Genomic DNA, 16,000 nt, shown 5'->3' on the forward strand with positions numbered 1-16,000 from the left:
ATGCCCCCTCCCCGCAAGCGCGCGGACGTGCTGCTGGTCGAGCGCGGCCTGTTCGAGAGCCGGGCGCGAGCCCAGGCCGCGATCGAGGCGCGCCTCGTCATCGCCAATGACAAACCGGTTTTGAAAGCCTCCGAGGGCGTTCCCGAGGATGCCGTGCTGCAGGCGCAACCGGCGTATCCCTTTGTCTCGCGCGGCGGCGTCAAGCTGTCAGGCGCGCTGGAGCGATATCCGATCGAGATCGAGGACCACGTCTGCCTCGATGTCGGCGCCTCCACCGGCGGCTTTACCGAAGTGCTGCTCGCCAATGGCGCCAGCCTGGTATTTTCGATCGATGTCGGCCACGGCCAGTTGCATCCCTCGTTGCACGGTCATCCCCGGATCGTTTCGATGGAAGAGACCGATATCCGAGGCTTCGAAGGCAAACGCCTGCCGCAACGGCCGGATATCGTCGTGATCGATGTCAGTTTTATCTCCTTGAAGGCCGTGCTGCCGGTGGCGCTGTCGCTGGCCGCCGCACCGATGCATCTGCTGGCATTGATAAAACCGCAATTCGAGGCGGCGCGAAAACATTCCAAGCGCGGCATCATCCGCAACGCGGCGGTGCATCAGGAAATCTGCGACGAGATCACCGCCTTCGCGTCGTCGCTCGGCTGCACCGGGATCGAGGTGTTTCCGTCGTCGATCACGGGCGGTGACGGCAATATCGAATTCTTTATCGGCGCGCGCCGTGGTTGAACGTCTCGTCATCGACCATGTCGGTCATCGCGGCGACGGCGTCGGATTTGCCGGCGGCGAGAGCCTGTTCGTGCCGTATACGCTGGCGGGAGAAACCGTCGAGGTCGAATCCGTCGCCGATCATCCCGATCGCCGGTCGCTGATGCGCATCGAGCACGCCAGCCCGGAGCGGATCGATCCGTTCTGCAAATATTTCGGCGCTTGCGGCGGCTGCGCCATCCAGCACTGGCAGCCGGAGGCCTATCGGGCGTGGAAACGCCAGATCGTGGTCGATACGCTCGCGCATACCGGCATCGAATGCGACGTCGCAGCGCTGGTCGACGCCCACGGCGCCGGTCGCCGCCGCATCACCGTCCATGCCCGCCGCGGCGGCGATGGCGAATTGCGCACCGGATTCGCCGCCGCCAACAGCCACGCCATCGTCGCGATATCGGAATGCCCGATCCTCGATCCTGGCTTGCGCGGCGCGCTCGACGCCGCGCGGACCTTGGCTGAGGCCCTCAAGCCCACCGCCAAGCCGCTCGATATCCAGGTGACAGCGGCCAGCAATGGCCTCGATGTCGATGTGCGTGGCTCGGGACCGCTGTCGACCGCGCTGATCGCAAGCCTGTCCGAGATCGCCCAACGGCACGGGCTGGCGCGGCTGACCCGCCATGGCGAACTGGTGCTGATGCGCAACCCGCCGACCATAGAGATCGGCGCCGCGCGCGTCATCCTGCCGCCGGGCTCGTTCCTACAGGCCACCCTGGCCGGCGAAGAAGCGCTGGCGGCGCTGGTAAGCGGTCATTGCAAGCGCGCCAAGCACATCGCCGATCTGTTTTGCGGGGTCGGGCCGTTTGCGCTGCGACTGGCGGCCAAAGCCCGGGTTTCCGCGTTCGACAGCGATGCCGGCGCGGTGGCTGCGCTGTCGAAGGCGGTGACATCGGTCTCCGGGCTGAAACCGGTCAAGGCCGAGGCCCGCGATCTATTCCGGCGTCCGCTGATGGCGCAGGAATTGCGCGACTACGACACGATCGTGTTCGATCCGCCGCGGCAGGGCGCGCTGGCGCAAGTCAAGCAACTCGCGGCCAGCAAGATTCCCGTGGTGATCGCGGTGTCCTGCAACGTCGCGACATTCGCGCGCGACGCCCGCATCCTGATCGACAGCGGCTACAAGATCGAAGGCGTCACGCCAGTCGACCAGTTCCGTCACACCCCGCATGTTGAACTGGTGGCGCGGTTTGCGCGCTGAAGTTATGCGTCGTCCCGGCGAAGTAGGCTGTGAAGCAATCGCCCACGTCATCCTGAGGTGCTCGCCGTCTTCGGCGAGCCTCGAAGGATGTTGTTCAGCGCAGTGCGTGCGGCCATCCTTCGAGGCTCGCACCGGACAGCGCAAGTGCGCTGCCGGGAGAGTTCGCACCTCAGGATGACGCCGGTGACTTTCGCACCGACGACGTCATCGAACGATGTTTACCGCATCACGTCGAGCGTCACATTGGCGATGCCTGAGTTCACCATGCCGAGCGCCTGCGCCGCGGAATAGGACACGTCGACCACACGCCCGGGCACGTAGGGTCCGCGGTCATTGACCCGCACCGTCACGGACTTTCCAGTCGCCGTATTGGTGACGCGCAGCTTGGTGCCGAACGGCAGGCTCGGATGCGCGGCGGTCAGTTCGTTCGGATCGAATTTCTCGCCGCTCGCGGTTTCGCTGTCTTCCGAATAGAAGCTGGCAACGCCGGCTGACTTCGTCGCGGCGCCGCTTTCCGATGAACGCTCGTGCCGCACCACCGAGGAAGGCTCGCGCGCCGCGACCCGCATCTCACGGTGAGGTTTGATCGCAGCCTGCTTGGCGGACGGCACAAAGGCCGCATTCCGGCTGACTGTGGAAGATTGTGCGCACGCCGCCAGCGAGGCGGCTGCCAGTGTGAGGCCGATCGTTCGGACCATCTTCGCCCGACTCGCAATCGCTGCGGCAAGCAGCGCATCAACGGAAACGCCGGACATTCCGGCATGGCTGACGGCACGCATCAAGCACCCCAATCTCAGCCCGGCCCCGGACACCACCAGTCCGGCAGCGGATGCAGGCAGAACCAAGGCTGTATGACGACCGCCATTTTTTGGACACACGATTTGGGCTTGCCGTTGCCCTGAAGCCACACACCAAGCAATGCGTGACTATCAAACGGCAGCGTGCTGGGAGATTACGTCGACAACGATCTACGCGGCGGCTGGCTGGTATGGCGTCTGCCATCCGGCACTTGCGTCTTCACCGCCCCCAGCGATCCTGCCAGATCTTCTCGCCGATCGTGCAGGAGACGCGCGGTTCTTTCTCGGCGGCGGGGATCACCCGGCGCTCGGGCGTTCGTCCGGCGACTTCGAGCAGCAGCTTGGTGCGGATCGCCTCCTTGAATTTTTCGCGATCCTTGATCGAGACCACGAACGAGCCGGGGCCGCCAATGACGCAGTCCTCGTAATAGTAATCGAGGTTGTCGATATCCATCGTCGAGTAGGACGGCTCCTTCACCATGATCGGCAGGCCGTTGATGGTGATCCCCCTGGCCAGCGCCTCGTCGCGGGCGCCGAGGACGGGCAGCCCGTTGTTGTTGGGGCCGTCGCCGGAAATATCGATGACGCGCCGCAGCCCATGATAGGGATCTTCATCGAACAACGGCATCGCAAAATAGATCGCGCCCGAGATCGAGGTGCGCGACGCCCGGCGCACCGGCGTCTTCATGATCTCGTTGGCCACCGCATCCGCGGTCTCCGGACCGTCGATCAAGCGCCAGGGAATGATGATCTTCTGGTCGCTCGACGCCGCCCATTCGAAATAGGTCACGGCGATCTTGCCGTTCGGCAGCGCCTTCAGCGCCTGCAGAAATTCCTTCGAGACGATGGCTTGCGCGTATCCCTCGCGCTGGATCGCCAGTTCGTCCATATCCATCGAATAGGAGATATCGGTGGCGAGGATCAGTTCGACATCGACCACCGGCTTGCTGTCGCCGGTCTCCGCCAACTGATGACGCCCGCTCGGCGCCGCGATACTCGCAACGTCGCCTCCGGCCATCACCCCCGCGACAAGCACCGCCCCGATCGAGACACACCAGCGCATCAGCTGCCCTCCATCGCACGACGGGATCGTGACACGCAAAGGGCCCCGCGAAAAGCAGGAACATCGCTTGCGCTTCACAATACAGTTAGATCCTGCCAGTTAGAACTTGCCAGTCAAGCCGGCGCGGCCTCGTTGCGAGGCCCATGGTTGCCCAGTCGCGACCGCGCGTGCGATACAGCGCATCCTGGGCGGGAGGGGATGTCATGTTTCGTGTCGGCACCGTGTGCGTCGTGTTGCTGTTTGCGGCACTCGAACCTGCGCTGGCGCAATCGCCGGTCGAACGCGGCGGCTATCTCGTCCACAGCATCATGGCGTGCGGCAATTGCCACACCCCGCGCGATGCCGACGGCAAGCCGATCGCCGACCGGGCGTTGTCGGGCGGCGGCCTGACCTTGACGACGCTGGCCTTTGTCGCGACCGCATCGAACATCACGCCCGACGTCGAAACCGGAATTGGCGGCTGGAGCGATGCCGAGATCAAGCAGGCGCTGCTGACGGGAATGCGGCCGGACCATGGACGCCTCGCCGGCGTTCCGCTGGCGGCGGTGATGCCTGCCAATTTCTACAAGGCGCTGCTGCCGGACGATCTCGACGCTATCATCGCCTACCTGCGCACCGTCAAGCCGATCCGCAACGAAGTCACCGATCCCCTCTACAAGGCGCCGCCGCACCGCGATCCCTATCCCGACGCCGAGGCCGGTTTCAACAAGGCACAGTTCGGCGATCCGGCCCGCCGCGGCGCCTATCTCGTCACCATCGGCCATTGTATGGAGTGCCATTCGGCATGGTCGCGCGGCGTGTCGGACTTCAAGAATGGCCTCGGTCGCGGCGGCCGGGCGTTCCCGCCACGCCAGGGCGATCCGGCCGGACCGCCCAGCGTGGCTGCGAATATCACCTCGGATTCCGTCGCCGGCATCGGCGCCTGGACCGATCAGGAAATCGGCCGCGCCATCACCCAAGGAATTGCACGCGATGGGGCGATGCTCAAACAGCCGATGGCCTACCGTTATTATGCCGAACTGAAACCGTCCGATCTGGCGGACATCATCGCCTATCTGCGGACGGTGCCGCCGCTGCAATGAAGCCATCGCCAAACAGCCGGTTCCACCGCGGGCCGCAAGATTGTATTGTAGCGCGGCGGAACCATTGAAAACGCCTGGAGCTTACTTCCGGAATGGCCGACACCGTCATCAAACCGAAAACCAGGACCAAAACCAAGACCGAGCGTCCGCGCCTGCACAAGGTCATTCTGGTCAACGACGATTTCACGCCGCGCGAATTCGTCGTCACCGTGCTGAAGGGGGAGTTCCGCATGACCGAGGACCAGGCCCACAAGGTCATGATCACCGCGCATCAGCGCGGGGTATGCGTGGTCGCGGTCTTCACCAAGGACGTCGCCGAAACCAAGGCGACGCGCGCCACCGATGCCGGTCGCGCCAAGGGCTACCCGTTGCTGTTCACCACCGAGCCGGAGGAATAGCGCCATGAGAAACGTCGCCGGAAACATCTGGGCCGGCGCGTTGCTGTTGCTTTCGACTGCAGCGATGGCCGGCACCAACGCCGGCTATGAGATGGGCGGCCAGTACGCCCGCTTCGATCCGGTAGTCAGCCAATACAATCAATCGGGCGAGCTGTTCCGGATCGAGGGCCATTGCCAGTCGTCCTGCACGCTGTTTCTCGCCATCCGCAATGTCTGCATCGGCCGCGGCGCCACCTTGCTGTTTCATGCCGCCCACGACCGGGACCGAAACCCCTCGCCGTCGCGGACCGAGCACATGCTGAGCGCCTACAATGCCAGCCTGCGCGACTACGTCACGTCGCACCATTTCATGGACACGCTCGAATTCCACGCGATCTCCGGCCGCGAGATGATCCACAGATTCGGCTACAGGGCGTGCCCGTAATTCCGGGCTGAGAGCCTTTCCCGTTCCGATGAAATCGGAACGGGGCTCTGCTTTTTTATTTTGACGCGTTTTCTTCACGCGAACCGGTGCCCACTTCGCTCGAAAACGCTATGATCCGCCGGCCTCAGTTCGCCGGCGCTTCGTCGCCCAGGCCGAACACGCGTTGGGCTTTTGAAAAACCTGCGATCGGAAATTCGCCGAGATCGCTCCATCCACCGCTGCAGATGCCGGCAAATCCCTCCGATGCCACCACCGTGCGATGCAGACGGCTGGCAATCTTTTCGAGCCGCGCCGCGAGATTGATCGCCGGACCGATGCAGGTGAAATCGAGCCGATTGCCGCCGCCGATATTGCCGTACAGGATGTCTCCGACATGCAGCGCCACGCCGAAGCGAAAGCGCTCGATGTTGTCGCCGATCGGATAGTGCAACGCGTCGACGCTGGCGCGGGACTCGCGGGCCGCTTCAAGCACGCGCGAGCAAACCTTCTGGTCGTCGCCGACATATTCATCGATCGGAAAAACCGCGAGCAGGCCGTCGCCCATGTACTTCAGCACTTCACCGCCATGCTCCCGGATCGCGGCCACCTGGCAGTCGAAATAATGATTGAGAATATCGACCACGGTCTCGGCCGGCAGCCGGTCCGACAGCGCGGTAAAGCCGCGCAAATCCGACAGCCAGATCGCCGCGTGCATGGTCTCGGTGTGGCCGCGGCGGATCTGGCCGCCCATGATCCGCTCGCCGGCGCGGTTGCCGACGTAGGTATCGAGCAGCATCGTGGCGATACGGCGTGACTGGACGATCTCGCAGTATCGCGCCAGCGCCGGCGTCAGCGCACGCAAGGCGCCAAGCTGCTTGTCGGTGAACCCGCCGGGCTGCTTGGTCGTCCAGCTCGATGCGTTGATCGCGCCATCCATGAACATCAGCGGCAGCGCGATATAGTCGGTGACGCCTTCGGCCCGCAGGTCCTCGATGATCGGGAAGCGCGTGCTGGCGGGATCGTTCGCATGCGCCCTGACCTCCAGCCCCTGCTGGAACACGATCATCATCGGGCTGTTTTGAAACTCCGGGGAATCCAGAAAGCTGAAATCGACCGTGCCGATCCGGACCTCGGCGCCCGGCTTCCAGATAAAACTAATGCCGTAGAAATCCGGGTGCAGCGTGCGAAGGAAGACACCGACGCGCCATAGCGGCAGTCCAGCCTGGATCAGGCGCTCGCAGCATTCGACCATCATCTGGCTGGGCGTGATCGCCGATCTCGCGCCATCGACCATCCAGTCGATGATCTTTTGCAGCTCCGATACGTTCATGGGGTTCTCCAGCCGAAACCAAATTCAGATAAAGCACCCCAGGCAAGCTACCCGCCGACCTGCCCACGATGCCGCAGCAGATGATCCGCCAACACGCAGGCCATCATGGCTTCGCCGACCGGCACGGCGCGGATGCCGACGCAAGGGTCGTGCCGCCCCTTGGTCATGATGTCGGTGTCGGCGCCGTGGCGATCGACGGTCTGGCGCGGCGACAGGATCGACGAGGTCGGCTTGACGGCAAACCGCGCCACCACCGGCTGACCGGTCGAGATGCCGCCCAAAACCCCGCCGGCATGGTTGGACAGAAACCTTGTCCCGTTGTTGCCGGTTCGCATCTCGTCGGCGTTTTCCTCGCCGGTCAGTTCCGCGGCGCCAAAGCCGGCGCCGATCTCGACGCCCTTGACCGCATTGATGCTCATCAGCGCCGCGGCTAGATCAGCGTCGAGCTTGGCATAGATCGGCGCGCCCAATCCCGGCGGCACGCCTTCGGCGACGATCTCGAGCACCGCGCCGATCGAGGAGCCGCTCTTTCTGATGCCGTCGAGGTAGGTTTCGAAGAAGGCAGCCTTGTCCTTGTCCGGGCAATTGAACGGATTGCGCGCGACTTCGTCCCAATCCCATTTGGCGCGGTCGATCTTATGCGGCCCCATCTGCACCAGCGCGCCGCGCACTTGAACGTCGGGCAGGATCTTGCGGGCGATGGCGCCGGCCGCGACCCGGGTCGCGGTCTCGCGCGCCGACGAGCGTCCGCCGCCGCGATAATCGCGCAGGCCGTATTTAGCCTCATAGGTGAAGTCGGCATGGCCGGGACGAAACTTGTCCTTGATCTCGGAATAATCCTTGGAACGCTGATCGGTGTTCTCGATCAACAACGCGATCGGCGTTCCCGTTGTCACCTGCACGCCGGTTTCGGGATGCGCCATCACGCCGGACAGGATTTTGACCGCGTCGGGTTCCTGGCGCTGGGTGGTAAAGCGCGACTGTCCGGGGCGGCGGCGATCGAGATCGTGCTGGATGTCTTCATTGGTCAGCGGGATCAGCGGCGGGCAGCCATCGACCACACAGCCGATCGCGACCCCGTGGCTTTCGCCAAAAGTCGTGACCCGGAACATGTGGCCGAAGGTGTTGAAGGACATGGTGCCTGCGATTGGTTTCGTTGACATGCACCGCTGACGGTGCATGTCAACATGTCGTAACTCGCGTGGTCTGGCACGTCAAACCTCTCGTTCGTCATGCCCGGCCTTGTGCCGGGCATCCACGTCTTTCTTCTGCAAAAGAAAGACGTGGATGGCCGGGCACAGGCGAGCGGAAGCGACGCCGTCCCTTGGACGGCTAAGCCCGGCCATGACGGCGGACGATGCCCTTTCTGGCCTTAACTATATTTCGTCAGTCCGCCGTCCCTGAACACATAGACTACGCCCTGCCCGATCGGCGTATCGGCGGCCTCGAGTGGCGTCGCAATGCCGAGCGCCACCATCAGCGCGCGCATGGTGCCGCCATGGGCGACCGCGACGGTGTCAGCCCGCACTGAATCGAACCAGTCGCGCATCCGCAAGGTGACGCTGGCATAGCTCTCGCCGGACGGTGCCGCGACGCTCCATTTGTCGACCTGGCGCGAGGCAAAGGTCGCGGCGTCGTTCAGTTGCATCTGCGGCAAAGTCAGCCCTTCCCAATGGCCATAGCCGATCTCGCGCAACCGTGCGTCGATGCTGTAATCGGCCGGCGCCAATTTCAGCGCGCCGCGCGCCAATTCCATGGTCGTGCGGGCGCGGCCGAGCGGGCTGGAGACGAACGGCATCGCGGCAGCTTGGTGTCCGTCGCTCGCCAGCAGGCGGCCGAGGATCTCGCCGGCGGCAACCGCCTGCGTGCGGCCGAGGTCGTTGAGCGGAATGTCCTTCGAACCCTGGAAGCGGCCTTCGGCATTCCAGCCGGTTTCGCCGTGGCGGATGTAATAGATCGTCGGCATCGGCATTGAAGCTTGCAACTATTCCTTGGCTCCCGGCCGAATGGCCAAGTGAAATGTCCGGCGCGTCCGGACGCTCGATGCCGACGACGTGATAGCCGGAACGGGACCTCGATCGGACGTTGATCGGTGTTTCGGGGTACACCAGCGCTCCGGGCCGGTACAGCCCAAAATCCGCGCCCTGATACGGTTGTTAACCGCGAGCCTCAACAGCCGGAATAGTTGGATCGTCGGGGTGTTATGATGTGGAAGGCGTTCGGGCCGAGAGCACTTCGAAGAGAGCCCGAAGCAAACCTGAAACCGGACTTCAAGATCAGGCGTTAATGAGCGTATTTCGTCAGAGTGTCGAAGCCATGATTCCGGCCCTGCGCCGCTACGCGCGCGCGCTGGCGCGCGATGCCGATATCGCCGACGATCTGGTGCAGGACACGTTGGTGCGGGCGCTGCGTTCGGAACGGCTGTTTCTCGGCGGCGACGTCAGGAGCTGGCTGTATACCATCCTGACCAACCTCAACAAGAACCGGCGGCGATCGCTGGCCCGGCGGCCGCAATTCATGCCGCTGCTCGACAACAATCCCGACGCCAGCGGGACCGAGGCGGAAGGCCGCGACATCGCCCGCGCGCTGGCGACGTTGGTCGAGGAACAGCGCGCGGTGCTGTTGCTGGTGATGCTGGAGGGGCTCAGCTATCGCGAAGTGGCCGACATCCAGGGCGTGCCGATCGGCACCGTGATGTCCCGCCTCGCCCGTGCCCGCGCCCACGTCAAGGCCTCGCTCGAAGGCGCGCGTCCGGTGCTGCGGCAGGTGAAGTGAGAGGGTGAAATAAGATGAAACGAAATAATGGCTTGGAATATGCTTTCAAGGACTAAGAACGATCTGGATGTAGTGTCGAAATAACAAACGCGTTTGAATCACGGCGGCTTTTCTCAATTTTCCTCCGAACGGAGGAATCACAACCGGCCGGCAAGCAATTGTCGCTCGGGATCAGGCAGAGATAACGACAATGACCGACCCTGGGATTCCCGTCACCGAAGATGAGCTGCACGCCTATGTCGACAACGAATTGCCGGCGGAGCGTCGCGCCGATGTCGAGGCATGGCTCATCGCGCATCCGGACGATGCGGAGCGGGTGCAGTCGTGGCGTGCGATGGCGGATGCGCTGCATGCGCGCTACGATCAGGTCGCCGACGAGGCGGTGCCGAAGCGGCTCGAGATCGAGCGGCTGGTGCGCGAGCCGCGCAGATGGGTCTATGGTGCGATAGCCGCGACACTGCTGGCCTTCATTGCCGGCGGCGGCACCGGCTGGTTGGCGCGGGGCGCGACCGCTTCGCCCTCGGCGTTTCAGAACTTCACGCTGGATGCGCTGGATGCGCATCGGCTCTACGTGGTCGAGGTGCGTCACCCGGTCGAAGTGCCCGGCAGCGACCTCACCCATCTTCAGCAATGGCTGACCAAGCGCTGCGGCTGGAACGTTCACGCACCCGAATTGGCCGCGGCCGGATTGAAGCTCGTCGGCGGCAGGCTGTTGCCGGGCCCGACCGGACCCGCGTCGTTTTTCATGTATGAAAGCGCCTCCGGCGAGCGCTTCACGATCTACTCGGCCAAAGCCAAGGGTGAAACGACCCAGATGCGCTATGCGGCGGAGGGCGGCGATAGCGCGTTGTTCTGGGCCGACCGTGGCGTCGCCTATGTGGTGAGCGGCAGCTCGGATCGCGGGCGACTGACCCAGATCGCCCAGGCCGTCTACGACCAGATGGAAAAAATCGACGGTTAGCGCTGTTTTCGTTCGAGGCGCTTTTTCGACGGCTGCCAAGTTCAGGCAACCTGCGTAAAGCTGATTGCCACGCGAACCGGTGCTCTTTTGCTCGGAAAACGCTCTAATTGAGGCCTAAACTAATTAGGTCATTCCGGACGTCCCAATTCCGACATCGAAAATCTGGAATCAAGTCATGGGGGCGTCTCAATATCGCACCGGATGCTCACGCGAAACTAGGGCGCGCCCGATCCCGCCGATCGGCGCACGCGGCCTCGATCGGGGTTTGGTACCGCGCTGGTCCCCCTGTCGAGGCCGCCCCTTTTTGGGTAGCGCGCCACGATCAAGCAACGATCAGCCAAGATCGCTGCGCGGATTATAAGGGTGTCCGTCGCGCCACTTCTGCATCAACGCTTCGAGCTCGGTGTCGTTCCCGTCCGGCAGCATGATCCGGGTGGTGACGAACAGGTCGCCCACCGTACCGGCCTTGGGCAGTCCCTTGCCTTTGAGGCGGAAAGTCCGGCCGCTCGACGTGTTCTTCGGGATCGACAATTCGACCGCGTTGCCCAACGTCGGGACGCGGACCTTGCCGCCCAAAACGGCCTCATAGAGCGTAATCGGCAGCTCGACGCGCAGATCGTTGCCGTCGAGCTTGAAGAAGGCATGCGGCGCGATGCTGACCGTAATCAGGAGATCGCCGGGTGGGTGACCGGGCGCGGTCTCGCCCTGCCCCTTCAGCCGGATCACCTGGCCGGCAACGACGCCAGCCGGAATCCTGACATTGAGCTCCTTGCCGGTGGGCAACCGGACACGCTTTTCCTCGCCCTTGACCGACTCTTCCAGCGATACCGCCATCGCAACGTTGAGATCGAGATCGAGCGCGATGCCACCTGGATCGAATTCGAAGCTGGTAGCCCCGCCCGGCCGGGCGCCGCCACGCCCGCCGCTGAACATGCTGTTGAGGATGTCCTCGAAACCACCGCCGCCTCCGGGACCGGCGCTGGTGCGGAAGCCGCCTCGGGCAGCCCCGCGCGCCCGCGGGTCGCCGCCGGGGAAACCCTGGAAGCGCGGTTTGCCGTCGGCATCGATCTCGCCGCGATCGAACTGCTTGCGCTTGTCCTCGTCGCCGATGATCTCGTTGGCCGAGTTCAATTCGGAAAACCGGTCCGCGGCTTTGGGATCGCTCTTGTTACTGTCCGGGTGATGCTTCTTGGCGAGCTTGCGATAGGCGCTCTTGATTGCCGCAGCACTGGCGCCCCGCGGCACCCCCAAGACCTCATAGGGGTCGCGCATCCGTCACGTCTCCTTCAGGGATATCCATAGTGAACTTCGGGTTTTCGGCCCGTCTCGCCTTCATCTGGGGTCTTCGTGGCATTTTTGCAACGGGGTTGCGAGATCACCCCTGCTGCCACGGCTTCAACGTATGGATCTCCCAACGGCCCTGACCGGATTTGCAGGCCGCCCCCTGTAGCCAGTTTTCCGACGAGCCGTTGACGTAGCTGGCCAGGAAATCCCGGCAAATGCGGCCTTCCGACGAATAGGCCTGGGCCAACGGCGTCACCGAGCCACGCGCGCCGGTTTCAGGGTTTTCCCACGGCTGGCTGGAATCCTTGTCGCCCCTGGTTAGCACGTCGGACGCGGCGTTGCGGGCAAAAGCCAGATCGCCGTCGGTCGGAGCGACCGCTCTGACCAGCCGGGGCTTGATCGAACCGGTGATCTCCTGGTCCTCCATCTTGGCAAAGGCGTTATCGGGCCGGGACATGCTACAGCCGCTCGAGGCGAGACCGATTAGAATCAATGTCATCACGGTGCCGGCGGGCCCGATCGCCGATAGGCCAACGCGTTCGCATGTCCTATATAGGACGAGCCTATATTGGAGCGGTGGCGCGCGCTGGGCCTCGGGCGAACGCAATTCGGATCTCCTGACATGACGGACACGACCTCCATCAGACACCCGACACCGTTAACATCCGGTGATTTCACCGCGGCCGAGGAGCCGTTTGCGTTGTTCGCCGAGTGGTTCGCCGAAGCCGTCAAAGCCGAACCGAACGATCCCAACGCCATGTCGCTCGCCACCGTCGACGACGACGGCCTGCCCGACGTCCGGATGGTGCTGATGAAAGGCTATGATGCCGGGGGTTTCGTGTTCTACAGCCACATCACGAGCCAGAAGGGCCGCGAACTCGCCACAAATCCTAAGGCCGCTTTACTGTTTCACTGGAAATCGCTGCGCCGGCAGGTGCGCATCCGCGGCAACGTGTCGCCGGTGACGGAAGCGGAAGCCGACGCGTATTTCGCGACCAGGCCCAAGCAGGCCCAGATCGGCGCCTGGGCCAGCAAGCAATCGCAGCCGCTGGAAAGCCGTTTTGCCTTCGAGCAGGCGATCGCCAAGGTCGCCGCCAAGCACATCGTCGGCGAAGTACCGCGGCCGCAGGGCTGGAGCGGCTGGCGCATCGTCCCGGCGCGGTTCGAGTTCTGGCACGACCGCCCGTTTCGCCTGCATGATCGCATCGAATTCCGCCGCGACGCGCCGGATGATGCATGGACCAAAGTAAGGCTCTATCCCTGAGGTTTAAGCCGCCATGGCCGGGCTCGTCCCGGCCATCCATGTCTTTTTAGAAAGACCTGTCCTTTTAAAAAGATCTGGATGCCCCGCACAAGGCCGGGCATGACGGACAACGAGAGAACCGTTTATGTCTTCTTCCAATCACGGTCCGCGGCGCACGCTGCTTCTGACCGGAGCCAGCCGCGGCATCGGCCATGCCACCGCGATCCGCTTTTCCAGCGCGGGCTGGCGCGTAATCACCTGTTCGCGGCATGCCTTTCCGGAAACATGCCCGTGGGGCGCGGGACCTGAAGATCACGTCCAGGTCGACCTCGCCGACCATGCCGACACCGCGCGTGCGATCTCGGAAATCCGCCGGCGACTGGAAGGCGGCGAGTTGCATGCACTGGTCAACAACGCCGCGATCTCGCCGAAAGCCGCCGACGGCACCCGGCTCGGCACGGTCGATACCGACATCGAGATGTGGAGCCACGTGTTCCGGGTCAACTTCTTCGCGCCGATCATGATGGCGCGCGGGCTGATCGAGGAACTGAAGGCAACCAGGGGTTCGGTCGTCAATGTGACCTCGATCGCGGGCTCGCGGGTGCACCCGTTCGCGGGGGTGGCCTACGCCACCTCGAAGGCGGCGCTCGCTTCATTGACCCGCGAAATGGCGTCGGATTTCGGCCGTATCGGCGTCCGCGTCAATTCGATCGCGCCGGGCGAAATCGACACTTCGATATTGTCGCCGGGCACCGAGAAGATCGTCGATCAGCAGATTCCGCTGCATCGGCTGGGCACGCCGGACGAAGTGGCGAAAATCATCTATGTGCTGTGCACGGAGACATCGTCTTACGTCAACGGTGCCGAGATCCACATCAATGGCGGGCAGCACGTTTAAGCCGGTTCGTTCGTCATTCCGGGCTGCGCCACCGGACTCGGGTTTACCCGAGTTCGGCAAATATTATTGTCCAAGTCGGCAACAGCCGACTTGGATGCGCGTGCCGGGGAACGACGAACAATCCTCAATCCACCCGAAACTTGCGGGGCCTGTTGCGCAAACGCGGCGCCTCGGTCGCGAGTACGGTTGAGCAATCGTCTTCGTTCTCGCCATCCGATAGTGCCGCGCCGCAATGACGGCAGACCCGCGCCGATATCGCCAGCGCTTTGCCGGCAACGTTGCGGCCCTGTTGATAGCGCGCGAAATCGACGACGTTCGGTTCGGGTATTATTAATTTCTCAACCATTGCTGTCCTCGCGGCGTGAGACAGCGTTATCGCAGACAAGTTTCGCTCAAACGTTCAGCGCAACGCTCAAATTTTATCGGAGAAATTGAGGCAGGGTTCCATTTGATGCGGCGTGTAAAGGCGCTCGCGTCTTTAACGCATTAATTCCTACAGCCACCTCTTCCAGGTGAAGAAAACGTAAGGCAGCACCGCCGCCAGCACCATCATCGCAAGCGCAATCGGGTAACCGTGTTGCCATTCCAGTTCCGGCATGATCTTGAAATTCATGCCGTAGATCGAGGCGATCAGCGTCGGCGGCATCAACACCACCGCCATCACCGAAAACAGCTTGATGATGTTGTTCTGTTCGAGATTGACCACGCCGAGCATCGCATCCAGCACGAAGGTGATCTTGTTGGAGAGAAAGGAGGCGTGGTCGGTCAGCGAGATCACGTCGCGCTGCATGGTCTTGAGCTGCTCGCGCATGTCCTTGGACCATTTGGCGCCGTCGATCGCGGCCGTGACGAACGTCACCACCCGCCCGACCGAGACCAGGCTCTCGCGGACCTTCGAGGTCAGGTCGCCCTTGCGGCCGATCGCGATCAGGATGTCGGAATAGCGTTTGGCGTGCCCGGTGCGCGCGGCGCCGTCGGGTTCGAAAATATCGTGGCTGATGGCGTCCATGTCGGCACCGGCGCGCTCCAGAATATCGGCATTGCGGTCGATCACCGCATCGAGCAATTCCATCAGCACCATTTCGCCGGTGATGCCCGCCGGACAGCCGCGCGCCAGCTTGTTCTCCACCAAAAGGAACGGCTTCGGTGCGTCGTAGCGCACGGTCACCAGACGGTGGCCGGCAAGGATAAAGGTCACCGCGGTGGTGCGCGGGTTCTCGCTGTCCGAGGAGCACATCAGGGTCGCCGTCATGTAGCGGGCGCCGTTCTCGATATAGAGCCGGCTGGAAATCTCGATCTCCTGCATGTCTTCCCGGGTCGGCACCGCGATCCCGGCCAGTCGCTCCACGGCGTGGTCCTCCTCCGCGGTCGGCTTCATGAGGTCGATCCAGACCGCGCCGTCGGGCAGCGCGGCGAGATCGGCTGTCGCGGCTTTCTTCAGCGAGGTTTCCGAAGGGACGAACACCGAGAGCATGGACGACTCCAGAAATTGGGCACGCAGCCACCCGAAGAGTTACCCAACAGGGATCGGCTCGATTCTGGCAAGCACTGATGACGCAACATTAACCGCCGATCCACATTTGCGGCGACCGGATGGCGGAGAAATGGCGCCGATTCGGCATCAACTCCGATGTTGTCCGGAAATCGGGCAGAAATCGAAAAACATGCGGCAAAAAGGACACAACCACCCTCCCGCATCGCGGGACAAGCATCTAAGTTCTGGAATTCCGACCGATTTTGGCGATAATGCGATTAATGGAATCGTCGCGTTTTGGGCGCAATAGTGGCGCCGCCTGCGCA

19 protein-coding genes are annotated in these 16,000 nt (G+C 63.2%); 10 read left to right on the forward strand and 9 right to left on the reverse strand.

Annotated features, from left to right (window positions below):
* Entirely contained in the window at positions 1-735 is a 735-nt protein-coding gene (locus tag GSQ88_RS09050; protein WP_174247957.1) for a TlyA family RNA methyltransferase, read from the forward strand.
* A complete protein-coding gene (locus tag GSQ88_RS09055) occupies positions 728-1,966 on the forward strand; it encodes a class I SAM-dependent RNA methyltransferase (protein ID WP_159007232.1) in 1,239 nt (412 codons plus the stop codon). Before GSQ88_RS09050 ends, GSQ88_RS09055 begins: the two co-directional genes overlap by 8 nt.
* A gap of 218 nt (positions 1,967-2,184) precedes the next feature.
* Here the strand turns inward: GSQ88_RS09055 and GSQ88_RS09060 are convergent, their stop codons facing one another.
* Positions 2,185-2,745, reverse strand: coding sequence for a septal ring lytic transglycosylase RlpA family protein (locus GSQ88_RS09060; protein ID WP_502706710.1), 561 nt, complete (start codon positions 2,743-2,745; stop codon positions 2,185-2,187).
* A 238-nt stretch (positions 2,746-2,983) separates the two neighbouring features.
* Positions 2,984-3,826: a DUF1194 domain-containing protein gene (locus tag GSQ88_RS09065; protein WP_159007236.1), complete on the reverse strand. Its 843-nt coding sequence runs from the start codon at positions 3,824-3,826 to the stop codon at positions 2,984-2,986.
* 203 nt (positions 3,827-4,029) lie between these two features.
* On the opposite strand from GSQ88_RS09065, the gene GSQ88_RS09070 reads away from it, so the two are divergent.
* The 3 genes from GSQ88_RS09070 (at position 4,030) to GSQ88_RS09080 (ending at position 5,730) form a co-directional block, all read left to right on the forward strand.
* On the forward strand, positions 4,030-4,908 hold the full coding sequence (locus GSQ88_RS09070; RefSeq protein ID WP_159007238.1) for a c-type cytochrome: 879 nt from the start codon (positions 4,030-4,032) through the stop codon (positions 4,906-4,908).
* A gap of 92 nt (positions 4,909-5,000) precedes the next feature.
* On the forward strand, positions 5,001-5,306 hold the full coding sequence (gene clpS / locus GSQ88_RS09075) for an ATP-dependent Clp protease adapter ClpS (RefSeq protein ID WP_159007240.1): 306 nt from the start codon (positions 5,001-5,003) through the stop codon (positions 5,304-5,306).
* A gap of 4 nt (positions 5,307-5,310) precedes the next feature.
* Positions 5,311-5,730 carry a hypothetical protein gene (locus GSQ88_RS09080; RefSeq protein ID WP_159007242.1) on the forward strand — a complete coding sequence of 140 codons (420 nt, stop codon included), beginning with the start codon at positions 5,311-5,313 and terminating at the stop codon, positions 5,728-5,730.
* Between the two features lie 124 nt (positions 5,731-5,854).
* Here the strand turns inward: GSQ88_RS09080 and GSQ88_RS09085 are convergent, their stop codons facing one another.
* From GSQ88_RS09085 to GSQ88_RS09095, 3 genes are all read right to left on the reverse strand, one after another.
* Positions 5,855-7,039, reverse strand: coding sequence for an adenylate/guanylate cyclase domain-containing protein (locus tag GSQ88_RS09085; RefSeq protein WP_159007244.1), 1,185 nt, complete (start codon positions 7,037-7,039; stop codon positions 5,855-5,857).
* Between the two features lie 47 nt (positions 7,040-7,086).
* Complete coding sequence (gene aroC / locus GSQ88_RS09090; RefSeq protein ID WP_159007377.1) at positions 7,087-8,175, reverse strand: chorismate synthase; 1,089 nt, start codon at positions 8,173-8,175, stop codon at positions 7,087-7,089.
* A 236-nt stretch (positions 8,176-8,411) separates the two neighbouring features.
* On the reverse strand, positions 8,412-9,011 hold the full coding sequence (locus GSQ88_RS09095; RefSeq protein ID WP_159007246.1) for a histidine phosphatase family protein: 600 nt from the start codon (positions 9,009-9,011) through the stop codon (positions 8,412-8,414).
* Positions 9,012-9,325: 314 nt separating this feature from the next.
* Between GSQ88_RS09095 and GSQ88_RS09100 the strand changes: the two genes are divergently transcribed.
* Together GSQ88_RS09100 and GSQ88_RS09105 are read left to right on the forward strand one after the other, a co-directional pair.
* Complete coding sequence (locus tag GSQ88_RS09100) at positions 9,326-9,814, forward strand: RNA polymerase sigma factor (RefSeq protein ID WP_159007248.1); 489 nt, start codon at positions 9,326-9,328, stop codon at positions 9,812-9,814.
* Positions 9,815-10,004: 190 nt separating this feature from the next.
* Positions 10,005-10,775, forward strand: coding sequence for an anti-sigma factor family protein (locus GSQ88_RS09105; RefSeq protein ID WP_159007250.1), 771 nt, complete (start codon positions 10,005-10,007; stop codon positions 10,773-10,775).
* A 333-nt stretch (positions 10,776-11,108) separates the two neighbouring features.
* Here GSQ88_RS09105 and GSQ88_RS09110 read toward each other — a convergent pair whose 3' ends face one another.
* Positions 11,109-12,047: a DnaJ C-terminal domain-containing protein gene (locus GSQ88_RS09110; RefSeq protein ID WP_159007252.1), complete on the reverse strand. Its 939-nt coding sequence runs from the start codon at positions 12,045-12,047 to the stop codon at positions 11,109-11,111.
* A 103-nt stretch (positions 12,048-12,150) separates the two neighbouring features.
* Entirely contained in the window at positions 12,151-12,516 is a 366-nt protein-coding gene (locus tag GSQ88_RS09115) for an RT0821/Lpp0805 family surface protein (protein WP_349628210.1), read from the reverse strand.
* A 165-nt stretch (positions 12,517-12,681) separates the two neighbouring features.
* Between GSQ88_RS09115 and pdxH the strand changes: the two genes are divergently transcribed.
* Both pdxH and GSQ88_RS09125 read left to right on the forward strand, forming a co-directional pair.
* Entirely contained in the window at positions 12,682-13,323 is a 642-nt protein-coding gene (gene pdxH, locus GSQ88_RS09120) for a pyridoxamine 5'-phosphate oxidase (protein ID WP_159007256.1), read from the forward strand.
* Between the two features lie 124 nt (positions 13,324-13,447).
* Positions 13,448-14,200 (forward strand): SDR family NAD(P)-dependent oxidoreductase, encoded by a 753-nt coding sequence (locus tag GSQ88_RS09125; protein WP_159007258.1) that lies wholly within the window; start codon positions 13,448-13,450, stop codon positions 14,198-14,200.
* Positions 14,201-14,324: 124 nt separating this feature from the next.
* Here GSQ88_RS09125 and GSQ88_RS09130 read toward each other — a convergent pair whose 3' ends face one another.
* Positions 14,325-14,546 (reverse strand): hypothetical protein, encoded by a 222-nt coding sequence (locus tag GSQ88_RS09130; RefSeq protein ID WP_159007260.1) that lies wholly within the window; start codon positions 14,544-14,546, stop codon positions 14,325-14,327.
* Between the two features lie 147 nt (positions 14,547-14,693).
* Positions 14,694-15,674, reverse strand: coding sequence for a magnesium transporter CorA family protein (locus tag GSQ88_RS09135; RefSeq protein WP_159007262.1), 981 nt, complete (start codon positions 15,672-15,674; stop codon positions 14,694-14,696).
* Here GSQ88_RS09135 and GSQ88_RS09140 point away from each other — a divergent pair.
* Entirely contained in the window at positions 15,673-15,984 is a 312-nt protein-coding gene (locus GSQ88_RS09140) for a hypothetical protein (RefSeq protein ID WP_159007264.1), read from the forward strand. The genes GSQ88_RS09135 and GSQ88_RS09140 overlap by 2 nt on opposite strands.
* Positions 15,985-16,000: the final 16 nt, after the last annotated feature.

This window comes from Bradyrhizobium sp. S69 (assembly GCF_009766005.1).
In the GTDB taxonomy this organism is placed as follows: Bacteria; Pseudomonadota; Alphaproteobacteria; order Rhizobiales; family Xanthobacteraceae; genus Bradyrhizobium.

Bases quoted from the DNA above. Each gene is read 5' to 3' on its own strand.
- GSQ88_RS09065 (WP_159007236.1), bottom strand. From the start codon at position 3,826: ATGCGCTGGTGTGTCTCGATCGGGGCGGTGCTTGTCGCGGGGGTGATG.
- GSQ88_RS09125 (WP_159007258.1), top strand. From the start codon at position 13,448: ATGTCTTCTTCCAATCACGGTCCGCGGCGCACGCTGCTTCTGACCGGA.
- GSQ88_RS09050 (WP_174247957.1), top strand. From the start codon at position 1: ATGCCCCCTCCCCGCAAGCGCGCGGACGTGCTGCTGGTCGAGCGCGGC.
- GSQ88_RS09140 (WP_159007264.1), top strand. From the start codon at position 15,673: ATGGACGACTCCAGAAATTGGGCACGCAGCCACCCGAAGAGTTACCCA.
- GSQ88_RS09110 (WP_159007252.1), bottom strand. From the start codon at position 12,047: ATGCGCGACCCCTATGAGGTCTTGGGGGTGCCGCGGGGCGCCAGTGCT.
- GSQ88_RS09115 (WP_349628210.1), bottom strand. From the start codon at position 12,516: ATGTCCCGGCCCGATAACGCCTTTGCCAAGATGGAGGACCAGGAGATC.
- clpS (WP_159007240.1), top strand. From the start codon at position 5,001: ATGGCCGACACCGTCATCAAACCGAAAACCAGGACCAAAACCAAGACC.
- GSQ88_RS09135 (WP_159007262.1), bottom strand. From the start codon at position 15,674: ATGCTCTCGGTGTTCGTCCCTTCGGAAACCTCGCTGAAGAAAGCCGCG.
- GSQ88_RS09105 (WP_159007250.1), top strand. From the start codon at position 10,005: ATGACCGACCCTGGGATTCCCGTCACCGAAGATGAGCTGCACGCCTAT.
- GSQ88_RS09060 (WP_502706710.1), bottom strand. From the start codon at position 2,745: ATGCGTGCCGTCAGCCATGCCGGAATGTCCGGCGTTTCCGTTGATGCG.
- GSQ88_RS09095 (WP_159007246.1), bottom strand. From the start codon at position 9,011: ATGCCGATGCCGACGATCTATTACATCCGCCACGGCGAAACCGGCTGG.
- pdxH (WP_159007256.1), top strand. From the start codon at position 12,682: ATGACGGACACGACCTCCATCAGACACCCGACACCGTTAACATCCGGT.
- GSQ88_RS09080 (WP_159007242.1), top strand. From the start codon at position 5,311: ATGAGAAACGTCGCCGGAAACATCTGGGCCGGCGCGTTGCTGTTGCTT.
- GSQ88_RS09070 (WP_159007238.1), top strand. From the start codon at position 4,030: ATGTTTCGTGTCGGCACCGTGTGCGTCGTGTTGCTGTTTGCGGCACTC.
- GSQ88_RS09130 (WP_159007260.1), bottom strand. From the start codon at position 14,546: ATGGTTGAGAAATTAATAATACCCGAACCGAACGTCGTCGATTTCGCG.
- GSQ88_RS09085 (WP_159007244.1), bottom strand. From the start codon at position 7,039: ATGAACGTATCGGAGCTGCAAAAGATCATCGACTGGATGGTCGATGGC.
- aroC (WP_159007377.1), bottom strand. From the start codon at position 8,175: ATGTCCTTCAACACCTTCGGCCACATGTTCCGGGTCACGACTTTTGGC.
- GSQ88_RS09100 (WP_159007248.1), top strand. From the start codon at position 9,326: ATGAGCGTATTTCGTCAGAGTGTCGAAGCCATGATTCCGGCCCTGCGC.